Below are 17,544 nucleotides of genomic sequence, written 5' to 3' on the forward strand. Positions count from 1 at the left end.
GCTCCGTCAGTTCGGATCAAAGCGACCGGCGGGGTGACGGACGGGTCGCGATCAGGCGAAGGGCTCGACCGAGGTCACCTCGATGAGCCGCAGCTCGGAGCTCTTCACGTCGATGGACTTCAGGGCTTCGCGCCAGGCCGCGACATGGGCGCTGGCGCCATGCGCCTTCAGGGTCTCGCGGCTTTCCCATTCCTCGTAGATGCGAACGAGACCGGGCTCGGTGAGATCGGCGGCGAAGGAGTAGAGGATGCAGCCCTCCTCCTCGCGCGTCGCGAGGATCACGGCGCGTGCCGCGTCGCGGATCGAGGCAAGGCCGATTTCGGTGAGCTGGAGCGTTCCGGCGACGATGATCATGGTTGGGTCCTCCCTGGACGGCGCCCTCGAGGCGCGACGCTCCAGCGATTAGCCGCCCCGCCGCCCGCTGGCAACGCGCGTTTGCGCCGTCAGGCGCTCTCGTCGTCCTCGTCACCCTCGCGCGCTTCCACCGCGCCTTCGAGGCCGGCCGCCACGGGCTCCACCACGATGAAGCCGAGGTCAAGATCGATCTGCGGCACCGCGATCTCGGTGAAGGGGATCATCACGCTGGCGCCGTTCTCGGGGGCGATCTCCAGAATGTCGCCGCCGCCGAAATCGTGGAAGGCGACGATCTCGCCGATCACCGCGCCGGTGGTGAGGCGCGCGACGAGCCCCACGAGATCGGCCTGGTAGAACTCTTCCTCGCCCTCGGCCGGCAGCTTCGAGCGGTCGACGAAGAGGTCGGTGCCGTTCAGTCGCTCGGCCTCGTTGCGATCGGCCACCTCGGCAAAGCGCACGACCACGACGTTCTTCTGCGTGCGCGCGGACAGGACGGTGAAGGTCTTGCCCTTCGCATCCGTCAGCGGCCCGTAGGCACCGATGTCCTCGGGATCTTCGGTAAAGGACTTGACGCGAACCTCGCCCTTGATGCCGTGGGCACCGCCGATGGTGCCGAGAAGGACGGGTTCGGGGGCGGACGTGGTTTCGGACACGGGGGGACAGCTCGGCTCTAGGGGGATCGGCGGGCGCAACGGGCGCCCTTCGCCGTTTCTCTGCGGGGCTTGCCGGCCCGCGTCAACCCGCGCCGCGCCGGGCGCAGGTTGCTAGAGCGCCGGCGGCACGCCGCGGCGCTCGCCGGTGGCCGCGTAGTAGCGGCGCTTGGCCTCGTACATGCGAAGGTCGGCGCGCTTCACCGTCTCCTCCAGCCGTTCGCCGGGCCGCAGCGTCGCCACGCCCATCGACAGCGACAGGCGCTCGCCGGGGTAGAACTGCGAGTTGATCGCGCAGAGATCCTCGATCGCCAGAAGCAGCGCCTCCGCCTCCGCGGCCCCGACATGGGGCATCAGCACCGCGAACTCGTCGCCGCCGATGCGCGCGGCGTGGCAGGGCGCGCGCACGGCTTCGGCGAAGACCTCGCCGGCGCGCCGCAGCAGCGTGTCACCGGCGGCATGGCCGAGCTGGTCGTTCAGGCCCTTCAACCCGTTGAGATCGGCGACGAGGACGCTGACGGTCTCCAGCTTTCGGCGCTCCAGCCGGTTCATTTCGTCGACGTAGAAGGAGCGGTTGAAGAGCTTGGTGAGAACGTCGTGCTTGCCGAGATATTCGAGATAGGCCTCGGCCTTCTTGCGCGCGGTGATGTCGGTAAGCGCCACCTGAACGAGCGACCAGTCGTGCTCGTGGCCCGGCAGGACGTGGAACTGCATGACGAAATGCATCTCCTCGCCTTCGAGCGAGTAGTTCACGACCTCGCGGGTCTGCGTCAGGCGGCCGTTCCAGAGGTCGATCAGCTCCTCGCGGAAGGGCTGGGCGAGACGGTCGCGGAAGATCTCCGACAGGCGCGCCAGGAGCGTCGCGAGATCCGGGGCGCCAAAGACGGCGAGCGTCTGGCGGTTGACGTCGATGACGCGGATCTCGCTCATGCAGCGCGTCAAGAATTCGGGATGGACCTCGAGGAAGGTGCGAAAGTCGGTGACGCCGCTGGCGCGCACGTCCTGTAAAAGCACGTGGATCTGCGAGAAATCCTCGACCCAGATCGATACCGGCGAATGCTCGAACAGGAACTTGGCATAGGCCTCGCTCACCGCCGCCTGCCGACGCGCCGCCTCGCGCTCGCTGACATCCTCGGTGACCACGAGCACCCGGCCCCAGTCGGCCTCGAAACCCGGCAGGACGCGGCCCTTCAGCTGGATGTCGAGGGCGCGGCCGCCCAGCGTGTGGTTGACGGCGCGGCTGGTGAACTCGGTGGCCCCGTCCCAGAGCTGCACGAGTTCGTCGAGATGGTTGTCCAGCATGACGCCGGCGAAGACGTCGCCGAGGCGCGACACCAGTTCGGCGGTGTCGGCGGCCTCGAACAGCGCCAGCGTGCGCGGATTGACCTCGAGGATGCGGATCGCCTCGGCCGAGCGGCGGACCTGCGACAGGTCGGCGGAGAGAAAGGCCCTGAGATCGGTGACGCCGGCCGCGCGCCATTCGTCGGCGAGCGCCCGGATGCCGCTCCAGTCCTCCAGCCACAAGGGCACCGGCGCCAGGGCGAACATGTCGAAACCGTGCGCGTCGGGGGAGCCTCCGGTCGAGGGGCCGGTCGCGGGGTCCGACAAGTCACGCTGCATTGTTCAACCCCCCGATGGCCGGCAGACCGGCAGACATGGAAACGGCGCGCCGGCCTTCCCATTGGGAAGATCGACGCGCCGCGGACACTAGCGCAAAAGAGTGAAGCCTTCGCCTTACTCGGAAGCGGGGGTCTCTTCCTCTGCGGCAGCCGGAGCGTTTGCCTCGGCAGCGGCCTTCTCGGCGGCGGCGGCGGCATCTTCCTCGCGCTGCTTGCGCTCGGCTTCGCGCTCCTGGGCCTTCTTGCCTGGCAGACCCTTCGTCAGGTTCGACTTGACCGGGCGGTTGGCGATGCCGGCCTTGTCGAGGAAGCGCAGGACGCGGTCGGTGGGCTGTGCGCCCTCGCCGAGCCAATGCTTGATACGGTCGTCCTTCAGCGTGACGCGTTCGGCGTCCTTCGGCAGCATCGGGTTCCACGAGCCGACCGTCTCTACGAAGCGGCCGTCGCGGGGCGAACGGGCGTCGGCGACGACGATGTGGTAGTAGGGGCGCTTCTTGGAGCCGGCACGGGCGAGGCGCATCTTCAGGGGCATTGATTCACTCCATCATTTAAGTTTGCTGCCGAACGTTTCGTCAGCCATCGAAAGTTTCGAGATACCGAGCCGCTATCAGACTCGGTGTCTGGTTTGTTTCTGCGGCTTCAATAATCCACCGAGAAGGACGATTAATAAGCCAGCTGGCGCCAGCAAGAATAGAAAGAACAATTCAGGATAAGGCCCGCCCTTTAGATCGTCCTTGTAACCGTAATTCTCGGCTGGAACCAAATAGATCCACAACTCGTACGTCCACGGCGAAAACCCTCCGATCAGGCCGACCGAAAGAAGAGACAACCCGAAGACAAGAATAATACTGGAGACGCTCCCCATTATTTCTTCTTGCCCGGCAGGCCGGGGAAGCCGCCGCCGGGAAGTCCCGGCAGGCCGCCGCCGCTGAAGCCGGGCGGCAGGCCCTTCGGCAGTCCACCGAAGCCGCCGGCGCCTCCCATGGCTTTCGCCATCTCCTCGAGCTGGCGCGGATCCATCTTCGAGAGGTCGGGCATGCCGCCGCCCATTCCGCCAGCAAGGCCGGGGGGCAGGCCCATCTTGGCGCCGAGGCCGCCCATGAGCTTGCCCATGATGCCGCCGCCCTTGCCGCCCTTGCCAGCCATCGACTTCATCACGTCCGCCATCTGGCGATGCATCTTCAGAAGCTTGTTGATGTCGGCGGAATCGGTGCCGGAGCCGGCGGCGATGCGCTTCTTGCGGGAGTGCTTGAGGGCGTCCGGGTTGGCGCGTTCCCACTTCGTCATCGATGAGATGATGGCCAGCTGGCGCTTCAGGAGCCTGTCGTCCATGCCGGCGGCCGAGATCTGGTCCTTCATCTTGGCCATGCCGGGCATCATGCCCATGACGCCGCCCATGCCGCCCATGCGCTGCATCTGCGCGATCTGGTCGGCGAGGTCGTTCAGGTCGAACTTGCCGGCCTGCATCTTCTTGGCCATCGCGGCCGCCTTGTCGGCGTCGATGGTCTCGGCGGCGCGCTCGACGAGCGAGACGATGTCGCCCATGCCGAGGATGCGGTCGGCGATGCGCGAGGGATGGAAATCCTCCAGCGCATCCATCTTCTCGCCGGTGCCGAGCAGCTTGATCGGCTTGCCGGTGACGGCGCGCATCGAGAGTGCGGCACCGCCGCGCCCGTCGCCGTCGACGCGCGTCAGGACGATGCCGGTGATGCCGACGCGCTCGTCGAAGGAGCGGGCGAGGTTCACCGCGTCCTGGCCGGTCAGGCTGTCGGCGACGAGCAGGATCTCGTGCGGGCGCGTCGCCGTCTTGATCTCGGCCATCTCGGCCATCAAGGGCTCGTCGATATGGGTGCGGCCGGCCGTGTCGAGGATGAGGATGTCGTAGCCACCGAGCTTGGCGGCCTGGGCGGCGCGGGCGGCGATCTCGACCGGGCCCTGACCCGCGATGATCGGGAGCGTCGCGACCTTCGTCTGCTCGCCGAGGATGCGCAGCTGCTCCTGCGCGGCCGGACGGCGCGTGTCGAGCGAGGCCATGAGGACGCGCTTCTTCTGGCGCTCCGTCATCCGCTTGGCGATCTTGGCCGAAGTCGTCGTCTTGCCCGAGCCCTGCAGGCCGACCATCATGATCACGACGGGGGCGGGCGCGTTGAGGTCGATCGCCACCTGATCGGAACCCAGCGTCGCCACCAGCTCGTCGTGGACGATCTTGACGACCATCTGGCCAGGCTTGATCGACTTGACGATCTCGGCGCCCACCGCCTTGTCGCGCACGCGGTCGGTGAAGGAGCGCACGACCTCGAGCGAGACGTCGGCCTCGAGCAGCGCGCGGCGCACCTCGCGCAGCGCTGCCGCGACGTCGGCGTCCGACAGCGAGCCCCGGCCGGTGAGGCCGTTCAGGATGGACCCGAGGCGGTCCTGAAGGGATTCGAACATCGCGAGACCTTTTCCATTCGCCCGAAGACCGGAGAACCCGGAACCGGAGAATGGGGACGAAGCGCGCCCGATCCAACCCGACGAACCACCAAACGGAAACGCATCCGCGGGCGAAACTCGCTGGCGGATGGGGACCTCCCTGCGGCTCGAACGGGCGAGGGGCAGGGTCGGCGGTTTGCGGAACGGAACGAAGCGCAAGAATTGGACGCGTTAAAACCCGGGATGCGCGAGAAAGTCAAGTCTGCGCCATGCGGGCGACGCCGGCGCTCCGGCATGGAGTCCTTCAGAGTCGCCACCCGATTTCCCGGCCCGCCGGACGCCGATGCAGACGAAGCTTGCGCGAAAGCCCACGCAATTTCTTAAAGGTCTCCTGCTAGGACTGAGCCTGTCCAAGATCCCTGCCCTCCCTCCCGGACCTCGATCCGTCGCCCCATGAAATTCCTCAGGTTCCCCCCACGCCCTCCTGCTTCCGGTCGCAATGACCGCGACGCAACCGTGCGCCCGATCGCGGCCCGGTTCGATGCGGCGAACGGACCGGCCACCGGACCGCGCGGCATCCGGGGGTATGACGGCGATGTGGGCACGGACCCGCGCCTTCTCCTGGCGCTTGGGGCCTTGCAGCGCCACTCCATCGAATCGCTCCTGGCGCGCCGAGCGCCCGCACGCCGGGTTCTCGCCGCGTTCCGCTCGCAGACGCCCTTCGCGATGAACGACCCGGCCGACCACCACTTTTCCTGATCGTCCCTGCGCTTGAGTCGCGTTCGCGCTGTTTTGTGGGGACGACGTCGACCGACGTCCTGACTGCAGACGAACCTCGTCCCGTTCCGCGAGATCGGCCGCTTTAAGGCGTTGCCGGTTTGCGGTCATCGGCACGTACGGCGCAGTCGATCCGCGCTCGAACGGCCCTCTGCGGCATCGCAGCACTCGACTCCCAAAAGAAACCGCGCTATGCGAACGATCGTTCGCTCTCGGGTTTTCCAGAGCGCCCGATCCGGAATTGCCGTGTCCGTTCTCTCCGCACTTCCCGACCTGCCGGACCTCGCGAGCGCGCAGGATCTGCGCCGCCAGCGGATCCTGGCGGCGGCGCGCGCCTGCTTCTCGCGCCAAGGCTTCCACGGCGCGACGATGGGCCAGATCTGCGCCGAGGCGGCGATGAGCCCCGGTGCGCTCTACCGCTACTTCCCCTCCAAGGACGCCATCATCGGCGCCATCGCCGAGGAAGAGCGCGTCAATGCGGGCGCCTGCATGGCCGCGCTCGCCGGCGAGGGCTCGCTCGTCGACCGCATGACGGCCGTCGCGATGGACTATCTGCGCGGCGCACGCGATCCCGAAACCGGCGGCCTGATGGTCGAGATCTGTTCGGAATCGCTGCGCAACACCGCGGTCGGCGAGCGCTTCCACGAGATCGAGCACGAGGTCCGCGATGCGTTCCGCGCGGCGCTGGTCGAGGCGCAGGTGGCCGGCGAGATATCAGGCGATCTCGATCTCGACGTGGTGCTGATGATGGTCTTCGCGATCGGCGACGGCTTGCAGATGCGCCTGGCGCTGGAGCCGGACTTCGCGGTCGAGCGCCTGGAGACCGACCTTCGCCGCGTCCTCGCTGCGCTTTTCGGTCTGCCTCGGCCATGCTGATGCGCGCATCCCTCCTTCTCGCCCGCCTGTGCGGAGCGTCCACGATCCGGGCGTCACGCCCCCTCACCCGGAGATCGGCCATGGCCCTTCGCGCCGTTCCCGCCCGCCCCATTCTGGCAGCCCTTGCCCTCGCGCTCCTCGTCTCGAGCGTGCCGCCGGCACCCGCTTTCGCCGAAGGCGCCGCAGCACCTGCCGCCGCGGCGCCGCAGCCGCCGAGCCTCACCGTGGTCTCGGCCGCACGCCGCGAGATCGTCTCGAAGGTGGTGGTGACGGGGACGCTGACCCCGCGCGAGACGGTGATGGTCGGCGCCGATGTCGACGGGCTGCGCATCGAGTCTCTCGCCGTCGACGAGGGCGACACCGTCACGGCGGGCCAGGTGCTGGCGCGCCTCGCCACCGATCTCGTGGATGTCGATCTCGCGCGCGCCGACACGCAGATCGCCCGTGCCGCGGCCGCGATCACGCAGGCCACCGCCTTGGTCGACGAGGCGCAGTCGGCCGCGGTGGAAGCGACCTCCTCGCTCCAGCGCACGCGCTCGCTGAACGAGAAGGGCATCGTCGGGCAGGACATTCTGGACCAGCGCGTGTCCGCGGCTGCCGCGGCCAACGCGCGCCTCGCCTCGGTGCGCCAGGGCGTGGCGCTGGCAGAAGCCGACAAGGCGAGCGCCGAGGCCGCACGCCGCGAGTTCGCGCTGCGCCGTGCCAAGGCCGAGATCAAGGCGCCGACCGACGGTCTGGTGCTGGCCCGCACCGCCCGCCTCGGCTCGGTCGTCTCGACTGCCGGCGGGGGTCTCTTCGAGATCGCCCGCGACGGGCTGATCGAACTCGACGCCGAAGTGTCCGAGAGTGCGCTGAACGCACTGGAAACCGGCCAGAGCGCCGCCGTGGTGCTCGCGTCGGGCGACGCCATCACCGGACGCATTCGCCTCGTCTCGCCGAAGGTCGATGCAACCACCCGGCTCGGGCGCGTGCGCATCGCGCTGCCGGCCTCGCCGCTGCTGCGGACCGGCGCCTTCGGGCGCGCCACCGTCGAGACCAAGCGCGCCACCGGCATCGTCCTGCCCCGCACCGCCGTCGTCACCGACGGGCTGAAGGCCAGCGTCCAGGTGGTAAAGGACGGCGTCGTCGAGACGCGCCCCGTCGAGCTCGGCATCTCCGCCGGCGACGAGGTCGAGATCACTGCTGGCGTCGGCGAGGGCGAAAGCGTCGTGTCGCTCGCCGGCACCTTCGTGCGCGACGGGGACCGCGTCACCCCGGTCGCCGCCGAACCGGTGAAGACCGTGGAGGCCGCCCGATGAACTGGAACATCTCCGGCTGGGCGATCCGCAACCCGGTTCCCCCGATCCTCCTCTTCGTGGTGCTCGTGGCGCTCGGCATCGTCTCCTTCCTGACGCTGCCGATCACCCGCTTCCCCAATATCGACGTGCCCGTGATCTCCGTCACCGTGACGGAATCGGGCGCCGCGCCCGCCGAACTCGAAACGCAGGTGACGAAGAAGATCGAGGATGCCGTCGCCGGCGTCACCGGCATCAAGCACATCACCTCCACCGTCACCGACGGCCAGTCGGTGACCGCCGCCGAGTTCCGGCTGGAGGTCAATTCCGACCGCGCCCTCAACGACATCAAGGACGCCGTCGCCAAGATCCGCTCCGACCTGCCGCGCACGATCGAGGAACCGATCGTCCAGCGCATCGAAGTCGAGAACCAGTCGATCGTCACCTATGCCGCCTCCTCGCCGGGCCTGACGCCCGAGCAACTCTCCTGGTTCGTCGACGACACGGTGGTGCGCGCGCTGCAGGGGCTGAAGGGCGTCGGCCGCGTCGAGCGCATGGGCGGCGTCGAGCGCGAGATCCAGGTCCGGCTCGATCCCGACCGCCTCGCCGCGCTCGGCGTCACCGCCGCCAACGTCAACGCGCAGTTGCGCTCCACCAATGTCGACCTGTCGGGCGGCCGCGGCGAGTTCGGCGGCCAGGAGCAGGCGATCCGCACGCTCTCCTCGGCAGCCACCGTGTCCAGCCTCGCCGCCACCAAGATCTCGCTGCCCGGCGGGCGTCAGGTGCGGCTCGAAGAGCTCGGCACCGTCACCGACGCTTACGAGGAGCCGCGCTCCTTCGCCCGCCTGGACGGCGAGCCGGTGGTGGCCTTCTCGATCTACCGCGCCAAGGGCGCCAGCGACACGACGGTGGCGGATCTCGCCAGCGCCAAGGTCGCCGATCTCGGGACGGCGCATCCCGGCGTGCGCTTCACCAGGATCGACGACAGCGTCACCTACACCTACGGCAATTTCGAATCGGCGATGGAGACGCTCGGCGAGGGCGCGTTCCTCGCCGTCGTCGTGGTGCTGCTGTTCCTGCGCGACTGGCGCGCGACGCTGGTCGCCGCCATCACCCTGCCTCTCGCGGCGATCCCGACCTTCTGGGCGATGAGCCTCATGGGCTTCTCGCTCAACCTCATCAGCCTTCTCGCGATCACGCTGGTGACGGGCATCCTCGTCGACGACGCCATCGTCGAGATCGAGAACATCGAGCGCCATATCGGGATGGGCAAGTCGCCCTACCGCGCCTCGGTCGAGGCCGCCGACGAGATCGGCCTCGCCGTGATCGCGATCACGCTGACGATCATTGCCGTCTTCGCGCCGGTCTCCTTCATGGGGGGCGTCGCCGGCCAGTATTTCAAGCAGTTCGGCCTCACCGTCGCGATGGCGGTGTTCTTCTCGCTCCTCGTCGCCCGCCTGATCACGCCGATGCTGGCCGCCTATTTCTTCCGGCGCCCCCAGCACGAGGGGCCGGGCTTCGCCCGCCTGCTGCGCCGCTACGTGACGATCCTCGCCCCGCTCGCGGGGCTCGCCGTCGGCGCGCTCCTGGCGCTGGCCGCGCTTCCCGGCGCCGATGCCGGCAACGGGCTCGTCGCCGCGCTCCAGCCTTATGCCGCAAGGCTGCCGGCGATCACCTGGGACCGCGCGGTCGAGCTCGGCCTCGCGATCATCGCGGGCGCCGCGATCGTCTCGATCCTTCTGGCCTATCTCAACCGGCCGCATCCGCTCGAGCGCCGCGACGGGCCGCTGATGCGCGCCTATACGGGCTTCCTCGGAGCCACGGTGCGCTTCCGCTGGCTGACGCTCGCCGTCGGCATCGGGCTCTTCGTCCTGTCGATCAAGGCGATCGCGCTGCTGCCGACGGGCTTCATCCCGAAGGAGGACGCCTCGCGCGTCGTCGTCTCGCTCGAACTGCCGCCCGGCTCGACGCTGGAGACGACGCGGGCCGTCACCGACCGCGCGGCGGCGAGCCTTCGCGACCTGCCGGAGGTGCGCTCGGTGCTCGTGATCGGCGGCTCCTCGCCCACCGGCACGCTGGAGGTGCGCCGCGCCGCGATGACCGTGAACCTGACGCGCAAGTTCGAGCGCACCCGCAGCCAGGGCGATCTCGAGCCGGTCATCACCGCCAAGCTCGCCGCGATCCCGGATCTTCGCTCCTACTTCGTCAACGATCGCGGCGACCGCGAGCTCTCGGTTGGGCTTCTCGGCGCCGACGGCACCGCGGTTTCGGAGGCCGCCGCCAATCTCGAATCGGAGATGCGGCGCGACCCGATCTTCGCCAACCCATCGGCCATGGCCTCGTTCGCCCGGCCCGAGATCCGCATCCGCCCGCGGCTCGACGAGGCCGCCGATCTCGGCATCGCGCCGGACGCGATCTCCGAGACCGTGCGCGTCGCCACGATCGGCGATGCCGGCGCCAATCTCGCCAAGTTCAACGTCGGCACGAGGCAGGTGCCGATCCGCGTGCAGCTGGCCGAGACCGGGCGCCGCGATCTCGCCACCGTGCGGGGGCTTCGCGTCACCACGGCGTCGGGCGCCTCGGTGCCGCTCGACACGGTGGCCGACATCGGCTTCGGCCAGGGACCCTCGACGATCGACCGCTACGACCGCGAGCGCCTCGTGAAGGTCGGCACTGCGATGGCGCCGGGCTTCGAGATCGGCGAGGGGTCGCAGCACATCATGGCGAGCGAGACCGTACGCGACCTGCCCGCCGGGGTGCGGATCCAGGAGGTCGGCGATGCCGAGATCCAGGCCGAGGTCTTCGCGGGCTTCGCCAGCGCGATGGGCGCCGGCATCATGATGGTGCTGGTGGTGCTGATCCTGCTCTTCGGCTCGGTGTTCCTGCCCATCACCATCCTCGCCTCGCTGCCGCTCTCGGTCGGCGGCGTCGTCGGCGCGCTGCTCGTCACCGGCAATGCGGTGTCGATGCCGGTGGTGATCGGCATCCTCATGCTCATGGGCATCGTCACGAAGAACTCGATCATGCTCGTCGACTTCGCGGTGGAACAGGAAAAGCACGGCATGCCCCAGCGCGAGGCGATCATCGATGCCGGGCGCAAGCGCGCGCGCCCGATCATCATGACGACGCTGGCGATGGCGGCAGGCATGGTGCCGGCGGCGATGGCGTCCGGAGAGGGCGGCGAGTTCCGCGCGCCGATGGCGATCGCGGTGATCGGCGGATTGCTGGTCTCGACGATGCTCTCGCTCGTCTTCATCCCCTCGGTCTACACGCTGATGGACGATCTCAGCCATCTCGTCGGGCGCATCTTCGGGCGGCTGGTGAAGCCCAACCGGGCCGACGAAGCCGATGCCGAGCCGAATCAGGCAACAACTGCGCCCGCCGGCCACGCGCCTTCCGGCAACGACGACGACCCGTCGTGGAAGCGCGTCACCGAGTTCCCGGCCCGTGCTGAAAGCGGCCGGTCTCAGCCGCCACAGATGCAGCCGGCGGCCGAGTAGACGCGGGCTGTCACGGAACGCCGGTCCGCAAGGGCCGGCGTTTTCGTTCGCGAGGACAAGAGCCACGGTTCTGGACGGGCGATCGGCCTTATCGAAGCCACCGGCCCGGCGTCGATCACGGGACGTCCTGAAAACCGAAAAGGCGCCTTGAGGGCGCCTTCGGCATTGGGATGGAGGGTCGGTGTAAACCCCGGATCAGAAGCCGAAACTACGCGGGCGAAAAATGCCCTGGTCGATTTCGCGCTGGCGGCGCTCGAGGTCGATCAGCGAGGTGGACTCGCTGAGGTAGGCGGCGGCGCGGTCTTCTTCGCGAATGGGTCGAAAGGCGGAACGGATGCGACGGGTGAGGTTCATGGGGTAACTCCTTGTTGTTTCGAATATGCGGTTTCAGCGTTTTTGTTGCAACGCAGCATTTCTCATGGGAGCCATGCGCCTTCGACACGGCTGGACCTGCCCGGGGTCCAGTTCGAAACAAGCTGCCCGGCGTAAGGTCGAGGGATAAAGCGACGGTGCGCGGGACCTGCCGGCGAGGGACGACGAGCATGACGACACAGCGGGTCTGGATCGACACGAAGGCCGAGGCTCAGTTCTGGAACCTGATGCGCGAGTATGAGGCGGTCGTGGCGCGGGCGCGTCCCGGGCGCTTCGCGTTGCTGACGCTGGGCGCGCTGCGTGGCAAGCTGGCCTTGCGACGCTCCCACCGCATCGAGGCCGAAGCCAAGGCGCTCGTCGATCGCTTCACCCGGGCCGCCAACGAGATCGAGCTCGTCACCGAACCGTCGACGATCCGCAATCACCCCGCCCTTCTCATCGCCGCGACGCTCGCCAACGACACGGGCGCACGACGCACCACCGAGCGAGCGGTCACCGGCACCAAGAGCTGACGACGGGGCGACGCCCCCTTCACCCTCATCCGTGGCCTGCCTCGAAAAGGTCTGCGGACCCGTCGATCTGCTCAGCCCTCCCCAACCGGCGCGTCCCGCGCCGGACCGTCCGGACCCGGCGCCGCCCCTTCGATCAGGGGACGAAGCGCGCCGATGCCCGCGGCGAGATGATCGAGCAGCACGCGGATGCGCGCGGCATGGCGCAGATCCGGATGGGTCAACAGCCAGAGATCGGTGGCAAAGCTCGGCTCGGGCGCCGCCAGCCGCCGCAGCGCCGGGCGGACGTCGCCGACGAAACAGGGCAGATGCGCCAGCCCCAGGCCCGCCTCCACCCCTTCGGCAAGCCCCAGCACGGAATCGACGCGGTAACCGATGCGCTCGGCGGGAACGTTGGCAGCGGCAAAGCGCGCGACCTTCATGCCCGCCAGACTGTCACCGAGCGAGAGCCACGGCCGGTCGAACCGTGCAGGGCCCGCCGGCACCTCACCGGGCAGGTCCGTCCATCGCCCGTAGAGCGCCCAGGCGATGGACGCCACCTTGCGCCCCACCAGCGTCTCGGGCGGCCGGTCGGCGGCGCGGATGGCGATATCGGCATCGCGCTTCGACAGGTTCAGCGCGGAATTGCCGAGCACCACCTCCACCCGCACATCGGGACAGGCGGCGCGGAAGCTGGCGAAGAGCGGCGTCAGGAGATGCACGAGCAGCGAATCGTTCGTCGCGACCCGCACCTCGCCGCGCGGGCTCGGCTCGCGCCCGGCCAACCGCAGCGTCACCGCATCGACATCGTCGCCGATGCGCCGGGCAAGCGCGGCCAGTTCCTCCCCCGGCCCGCTCGGCACGAGGCTGGCGCCCCGGCGCTCGAACAATGCGAAGCCCAGCGCGGCTTCGACCTGGCGCAGGCGCCGGAACACGGTGGAATGCGCGAGACCCAAACGCGCTGCCGCCGCCGGCAGCGTGCCGGCCTCCGCCACCGCTCGGATCAGGCGGTAGTCGTCCCAGCTCAGCGTCTCGACGGGATCGGGCATCGAACCTCTCGTACGGCAGCGGAACATGCGCCCGGATACGGCAGGGGAATATCGCAATGCCGGAACGGCAATGCAAGCCGCGCTCCTGCAAACGCTCCATTGCAATACTGCAATCAGTTTCTCGTGTCTTTGGACCCCCATCGCGCTTATCTCAGCAGGGAACGAGAGGCATCCAGCCCTCAGCGAGGGAGTTCTCCCATGACCCACGGCATCCATCACGTCACGGCCATCGCCGGCCCCGCCAGCCGCAATGTCGGCTTCTACACGCGCACGCTCGGCCTGCGGCTGGTGAAGCGCACGGTCAACTTCGACGATCCCGGTACGTGGCATCTCTACTACGGCGACGAGACGGGCTCGGCGGGCACGATCCTCACCTTCTTCCCGTGGGAGCACGTGGCGCCCGGCCGGCTCGGCGTCGGCGAGACGCAGGAGACCGTGTTCCGGGTGCCCGAGGGTTCGATCGGTTTCTGGACGCATCGCTTCATCGCCCACGGCGTCGCCCATGAGGCGCTGGAGAAGCGCTTCGGCGAGACCGTCCTCACCTTCCGCGATCCCGACGGGATGCGCCTGGCGCTCATTGCCGTGCCCGGCATCGAGAGCGAGAGCGGCTGGAGCGCCGGCGACGTTCCGGCAGAGCATGCGATCCGCGGTTTCCATTCGGTCAGCCTCCTCGTCGAGGACAGGGAGCCCACCGGCGCCGTTCTCACCGACGTGCTGGGCTTCCGGCAGATCGGCGAGGAGGGAACGACGACGCGCTTTCGCACCGAACAGGGCGGAATCGGCGGCACCGTGGACATCCGCGCCGTCGGCGGCTTCCTCAAGCCCCGGCCGGGCGGCGGCTCGGTGCATCACGTCGCCTTCCGCGCCGCCGACGACGCGGCGCAGGCCGCGATGGTGCGCCGGCTCGCCGAGAACCACCGCATCGGCACGACCGAGCAGAAGGACCGCAACTACTTCCGCTCGGTCTATTTCCGCGAGCCCGGCCACGTGCTGTTCGAGATCGCCACCGACAGTCCCGGCTTCGCGGTGGACGAGCCGGTCGCGACCCTCGGCACGGCTCTGAAGCTGCCCGGGGGACTGGAGCTTCAGCGAAGCCGCATCGAGGCGGTGCTGCCCGATCTCGGCGACACCGGTCTCGCCGCCTGAGGCCACCAATATCGAAGAGGCGGGGCGGGGTGCGATCCCCGTTCCGCCTCGAGCACTCGTCTTGCGCCGTCAGGAGACCCCGTTATGAGTTCCCCTCTCTCCCATATCCACCGCTTCTCTCCCGCGTCCGGCGATCTCGAGCGTCCGCCGCTTCTCCTCCTGCACGGAACCGGCGGCGACGAGGCCGACCTCCTGCCGATCGGAGCCATGGTGGCGCCCGGCGCGGCGCTCCTGTCGCCTCGCGGGCAGGTTCTCGAAAACGGCATGCCGCGCTTCTTCCGACGCCTCTCCGAGGGCGTGTTCGACGAGGACGACCTGCGCCGGCGGGCCGGCGATCTCGCGGGCTTCGTCGACGAGGCGCGCGCGGACTACGACCTTCCCGCCCCGGTGGCGCTCGGCTTTTCGAACGGCGCCAACATCGCCGCGGCGATGCTCCTGCTGCACAGCCGAGTGCTGGCCGGCGCCGTGCTGCTGCGCGCCATGGTGCCGCTGGCGGTGCCACCCGCCGCCGATCTTGCGGGCAAGCCCGTCCTGATCCTGTCCGGCGCGATGGACCCGATCATCCCCGCGGACAACGCCGCGCGTCTCGCCGCGATGCTGCGCGAGGCCGGCGCCATCGTCGAGCACCGCATCCTCCCCGGCGGTCACGGCCTCGGCCAGGCCGACATCGCGCTGGCCAAGGACTGGCTGGCGGCGCTCTGAGGCGCCTCAGACCGGAGCACGGCGGCAAGGGTCCGAGCGAATGCATTCCGCTCTAGAACCCGCCCGCCGGCTCGCCGCCGATCCAGACACCCTGGATATCAAGCGCCTCGTCGATCCACACGACATCCGCCCGCGAACCCGGCAGGAGCCGGCCATAGAGCGGCGCCAGCCCCAGGAACTCGGCGGGATGGAGCGAGGCCATCTGCAGCGCCTCGTGGAGCGGGACATCGAGGGCGCCGACGAGATAGCGGACCGCGCCGATCATCGAGAGGTCCGAACCGGCCAGCGTCCCGTCGTCGAGCGTCAACCGCCCGTCCCGGCGCGTCGCGCGGCGGCCGGACAGCACGAACACGTCCTCGTCCGAGCCGACCGTCGGCATGGCGTCGCTGATCGCGATCATCCGCCTCGTCCCGCGCTTCGCCCGCAGTGCCGAGCGGAGCGCCGCCGGATGAACGTGGTGACCATCGGGAATGAAACCGCACCAGACATCGGCGCAATCCAGCGCCGCGCCGACGAGGCCGGGCGTGCGGTGCCCCAACTGGCTCATGGCGTTGAAGAGGTGGGTCACGCAGGTCGCGCCCGCCGCAAAGGCGGCGTTCGCGGTGTCGAAATCGGCATCGCTATGGCCGATCGAGACATGGATGCTGGCCTTCGCCAGCGCCGTGATCTGCCAGGGCGCCACGGTTTCGGCGGCGACCGTCAGCAGCAACGGGCGGACGGTGGTGGCGGTCAAAGCCGCGAGATCCTCGGGCGTCATTGCCCGGATCAGCGCCGGGTCGTGCGCACCCTTGCGCGCCACCGAGAGGAACGGCCCCTCGCAATGGATGCCGAGACAACCCGGCACCCGCTCCTCGATCGCCTGTGCAACCGCCTCGATCGCCGCGAAGGTCACATCCGGGCGGTCGGTAATGACGGTGGGCAGCAACGCAGTCGAGCCGAAGCGCGCATGCGCGTCGCAGATCGCGCGGATGCCCTCCACCGTCGGCGTGTCGTTGAGCAGAACCCCACCGCCGCCGTTCACCTGGATGTCGATGAAACCGGGCGTAAGAAGCCCGCCACCGAGATCGCGTGTCTCGATACTCGAGGGCAGCGCGCCCACCGGGCACAATGCTTCCACGAAGCCGTCCTCGATCAGCAGCGCATGATCCTCGATCCGGCGCTCGCCGTCGAAGATCGCGGCGCCCGTCCATGCGAAGCGCGGCATCAGACGGTCTCCGTCACCTTCTTGAGCCCCCGTGGCACATCGGGATCGTGGCCCCGCTCGCGCGACACCGTCTCGACGAACCCGTAGAAGGCGGTCAGCATGGCCAACGGTTCGGTGAGCGGATGGCCGGTCGCGGCATGGGGCAACGATGTCCCGTAGCCGGCATCGCCGACCGTGAAGAGCGAAGCGCCGGACGCCTCGACGCGGGCAGAGATCTCCCGCAGTCCAGCGCGCGCCGGATCGTCCGGCACGAAGGCGAGGATCGGAAAGCCGGCTTCGACGAGCGAGACCGGCCCGTGCAGCACCTCGGCACCGGAATAGGCTTCTGCGTGGAGGATCGAGGTCTCCTTGCACTTCAACGCGGCCTCGCAGGCCACCGCGAAGCCCGGGCCGCGACCTAACGTGAACAGCGACCGAGCGCCGGCAAAGGCAGGAAGCGCCGCTGACCAATCGGGACGGGGAAGAGCATTAAGGCGATCGGGAAGTTCGGCCAGCGCGACCGTCAGCGCCGTGTCGCCCGTCCATGCAGCAAGAATGGCCAAACTCGCCGCCACCGACGAGACGAAGCTTTTCGTCGCCGCGACAGAGCGCTCGGGTCCGGCGTGAAGCGCCAGCGTATGGTGAGCGGCCTGCGAGAGCAGCGATCCTTCGACATTCACGAGCGCGACCGTCTCGGCGCCGCCAGCGCGCGCCGCGGCCAGCAAGGCCACGATGTCGGGGCTGCGGCCGGACTGGGATACGGCGAGGGCGACCTGACCAGTCAGTCGCAGCGCCGTGCCATAGACAGACACGACGGACGGACCAAGCGAGGCCACCGGTCTTCCCGTCGTGATCTCGCTCGCATACTTGAAATAGGTCGCCGCATGATCGGACGAGCCGCGCGCGACGGTCACGATCACCGCAGGATCGAGCGCCCGAAGCCGCGCCCCGATCTCCTCGATCGCCCCGCCGCTTCCCGACAGGAGCCGACGAAGCGCTTCGGGGATCTCGTCGATTTCACGCCGCATCAGGCTCGGCTCGGCCATGGACCACCTCGTTCTCGACACCGTTCGGATCGCCGGACGAAACCACAGCTGCCGCCGCGATGATAGCGCCCACCAGCGACATCGCTATCCAGCCGA

Annotated in this window: 16 protein-coding genes; 7 read left to right on the top strand and 9 right to left on the bottom strand. The window is 68.9% G+C overall.

Going from position 1 to position 17,544, the window contains the following annotated elements:
* Window positions 1–51: 51 nt before the first annotated feature.
* The 5 genes from AUL33_RS16760 to ffh all read right to left on the bottom strand — a co-directional run bounded on the left by AUL33_RS16760 (window position 52) and on the right by ffh (window position 5,056).
* Window positions 52–354 (bottom strand): putative quinol monooxygenase, encoded by a 303-nt coding sequence (locus AUL33_RS16760; RefSeq protein ID WP_062210795.1) that lies wholly within the window; start codon window positions 352–354, stop codon window positions 52–54.
* Between the two features lie 89 nt (window positions 355–443).
* Entirely contained in the window at window positions 444–1,007 is a 564-nt protein-coding gene (gene rimM / locus AUL33_RS16765) for a ribosome maturation factor RimM (RefSeq protein WP_062210797.1), read from the bottom strand.
* Between the two features lie 111 nt (window positions 1,008–1,118).
* Window positions 1,119–2,552 (bottom strand): GGDEF domain-containing protein, encoded by a 1,434-nt coding sequence (locus AUL33_RS16770; RefSeq protein WP_062210839.1) that lies wholly within the window; start codon window positions 2,550–2,552, stop codon window positions 1,119–1,121.
* Window positions 2,553–2,738: 186 nt separating this feature from the next.
* Window positions 2,739–3,155, bottom strand: coding sequence for a 30S ribosomal protein S16 (gene rpsP / locus AUL33_RS16775; RefSeq protein WP_062210800.1), 417 nt, complete (start codon window positions 3,153–3,155; stop codon window positions 2,739–2,741).
* A gap of 332 nt (window positions 3,156–3,487) precedes the next feature.
* Complete coding sequence (ffh, locus tag AUL33_RS16780; RefSeq protein ID WP_062210803.1) at window positions 3,488–5,056, bottom strand: signal recognition particle protein; 1,569 nt, start codon at window positions 5,054–5,056, stop codon at window positions 3,488–3,490.
* Between the two features lie 495 nt (window positions 5,057–5,551).
* Between ffh and AUL33_RS16785 the strand changes: the two genes are divergently transcribed.
* From AUL33_RS16785 to AUL33_RS16800, 4 genes are all read left to right on the top strand, one after another.
* Window positions 5,552–5,794, top strand: a complete 243-nt coding sequence (locus AUL33_RS16785; protein WP_062210806.1) for a hypothetical protein — start codon at window positions 5,552–5,554, stop codon at window positions 5,792–5,794.
* A 264-nt stretch (window positions 5,795–6,058) separates the two neighbouring features.
* On the top strand, window positions 6,059–6,688 hold the full coding sequence (locus AUL33_RS16790; RefSeq protein ID WP_244492305.1) for a TetR/AcrR family transcriptional regulator: 630 nt from the start codon (window positions 6,059–6,061) through the stop codon (window positions 6,686–6,688).
* Window positions 6,689–6,768: 80 nt separating this feature from the next.
* Window positions 6,769–7,986, top strand: a complete 1,218-nt coding sequence (locus AUL33_RS16795) for an efflux RND transporter periplasmic adaptor subunit (RefSeq protein ID WP_156419456.1) — start codon at window positions 6,769–6,771, stop codon at window positions 7,984–7,986.
* A complete protein-coding gene (locus tag AUL33_RS16800) occupies window positions 7,983–11,462 on the top strand; it encodes an efflux RND transporter permease subunit (protein WP_062210809.1) in 3,480 nt (1,159 codons plus the stop codon). Before AUL33_RS16795 ends, AUL33_RS16800 begins: the two co-directional genes overlap by 4 nt.
* 195 nt (window positions 11,463–11,657) lie before the next feature.
* On the opposite strand, the gene AUL33_RS22275 is transcribed toward AUL33_RS16800, so the two are convergent.
* The gene (locus tag AUL33_RS22275) at window positions 11,658–11,816 is read right to left on the bottom strand and encodes a DUF3563 family protein (RefSeq protein ID WP_156419457.1); all 159 of its coding nucleotides are present in this window, start codon (window positions 11,814–11,816) and stop codon (window positions 11,658–11,660) included.
* A gap of 188 nt (window positions 11,817–12,004) precedes the next feature.
* Between AUL33_RS22275 and AUL33_RS16805 the strand changes: the two genes are divergently transcribed.
* Window positions 12,005–12,346: a hypothetical protein gene (locus AUL33_RS16805; protein WP_062210812.1), complete on the top strand. Its 342-nt coding sequence runs from the start codon at window positions 12,005–12,007 to the stop codon at window positions 12,344–12,346.
* Window positions 12,347–12,417: 71 nt separating this feature from the next.
* On the opposite strand, the gene AUL33_RS16810 is transcribed toward AUL33_RS16805, so the two are convergent.
* Window positions 12,418–13,371, bottom strand: a complete 954-nt coding sequence (locus AUL33_RS16810; protein WP_062210815.1) for a LysR family transcriptional regulator — start codon at window positions 13,369–13,371, stop codon at window positions 12,418–12,420.
* Window positions 13,372–13,569: 198 nt separating this feature from the next.
* Here AUL33_RS16810 and AUL33_RS16815 point away from each other — a divergent pair, with 198 nt between their 5' ends.
* Window positions 13,570–14,517 (top strand): ring-cleaving dioxygenase, encoded by a 948-nt coding sequence (locus AUL33_RS16815; protein WP_062210818.1) that lies wholly within the window; start codon window positions 13,570–13,572, stop codon window positions 14,515–14,517.
* Between the two features lie 84 nt (window positions 14,518–14,601).
* The gene (locus AUL33_RS16820; RefSeq protein WP_062210821.1) at window positions 14,602–15,219 is read left to right on the top strand and encodes an alpha/beta hydrolase; all 618 of its coding nucleotides are present in this window, start codon (window positions 14,602–14,604) and stop codon (window positions 15,217–15,219) included.
* 52 nt (window positions 15,220–15,271) lie between these two features.
* On the opposite strand, the gene nagA is transcribed toward AUL33_RS16820, so the two are convergent.
* On the bottom strand, window positions 15,272–16,423 hold the full coding sequence (nagA, locus tag AUL33_RS16825) for an N-acetylglucosamine-6-phosphate deacetylase (RefSeq protein WP_062210824.1): 1,152 nt from the start codon (window positions 16,421–16,423) through the stop codon (window positions 15,272–15,274).
* Window positions 16,423–17,448, bottom strand: a complete 1,026-nt coding sequence (locus AUL33_RS16830) for an SIS domain-containing protein (RefSeq protein WP_062210827.1) — start codon at window positions 17,446–17,448, stop codon at window positions 16,423–16,425. Before AUL33_RS16830 ends, nagA begins: the two co-directional genes overlap by 1 nt.
* Between the last annotated feature and the right edge of the window lie 96 nt (window positions 17,449–17,544).

This window comes from Aureimonas sp. AU12 (assembly GCF_001463705.1).
Taxonomy (GTDB): Bacteria; Pseudomonadota; Alphaproteobacteria; order Rhizobiales; family Rhizobiaceae; genus Aureimonas.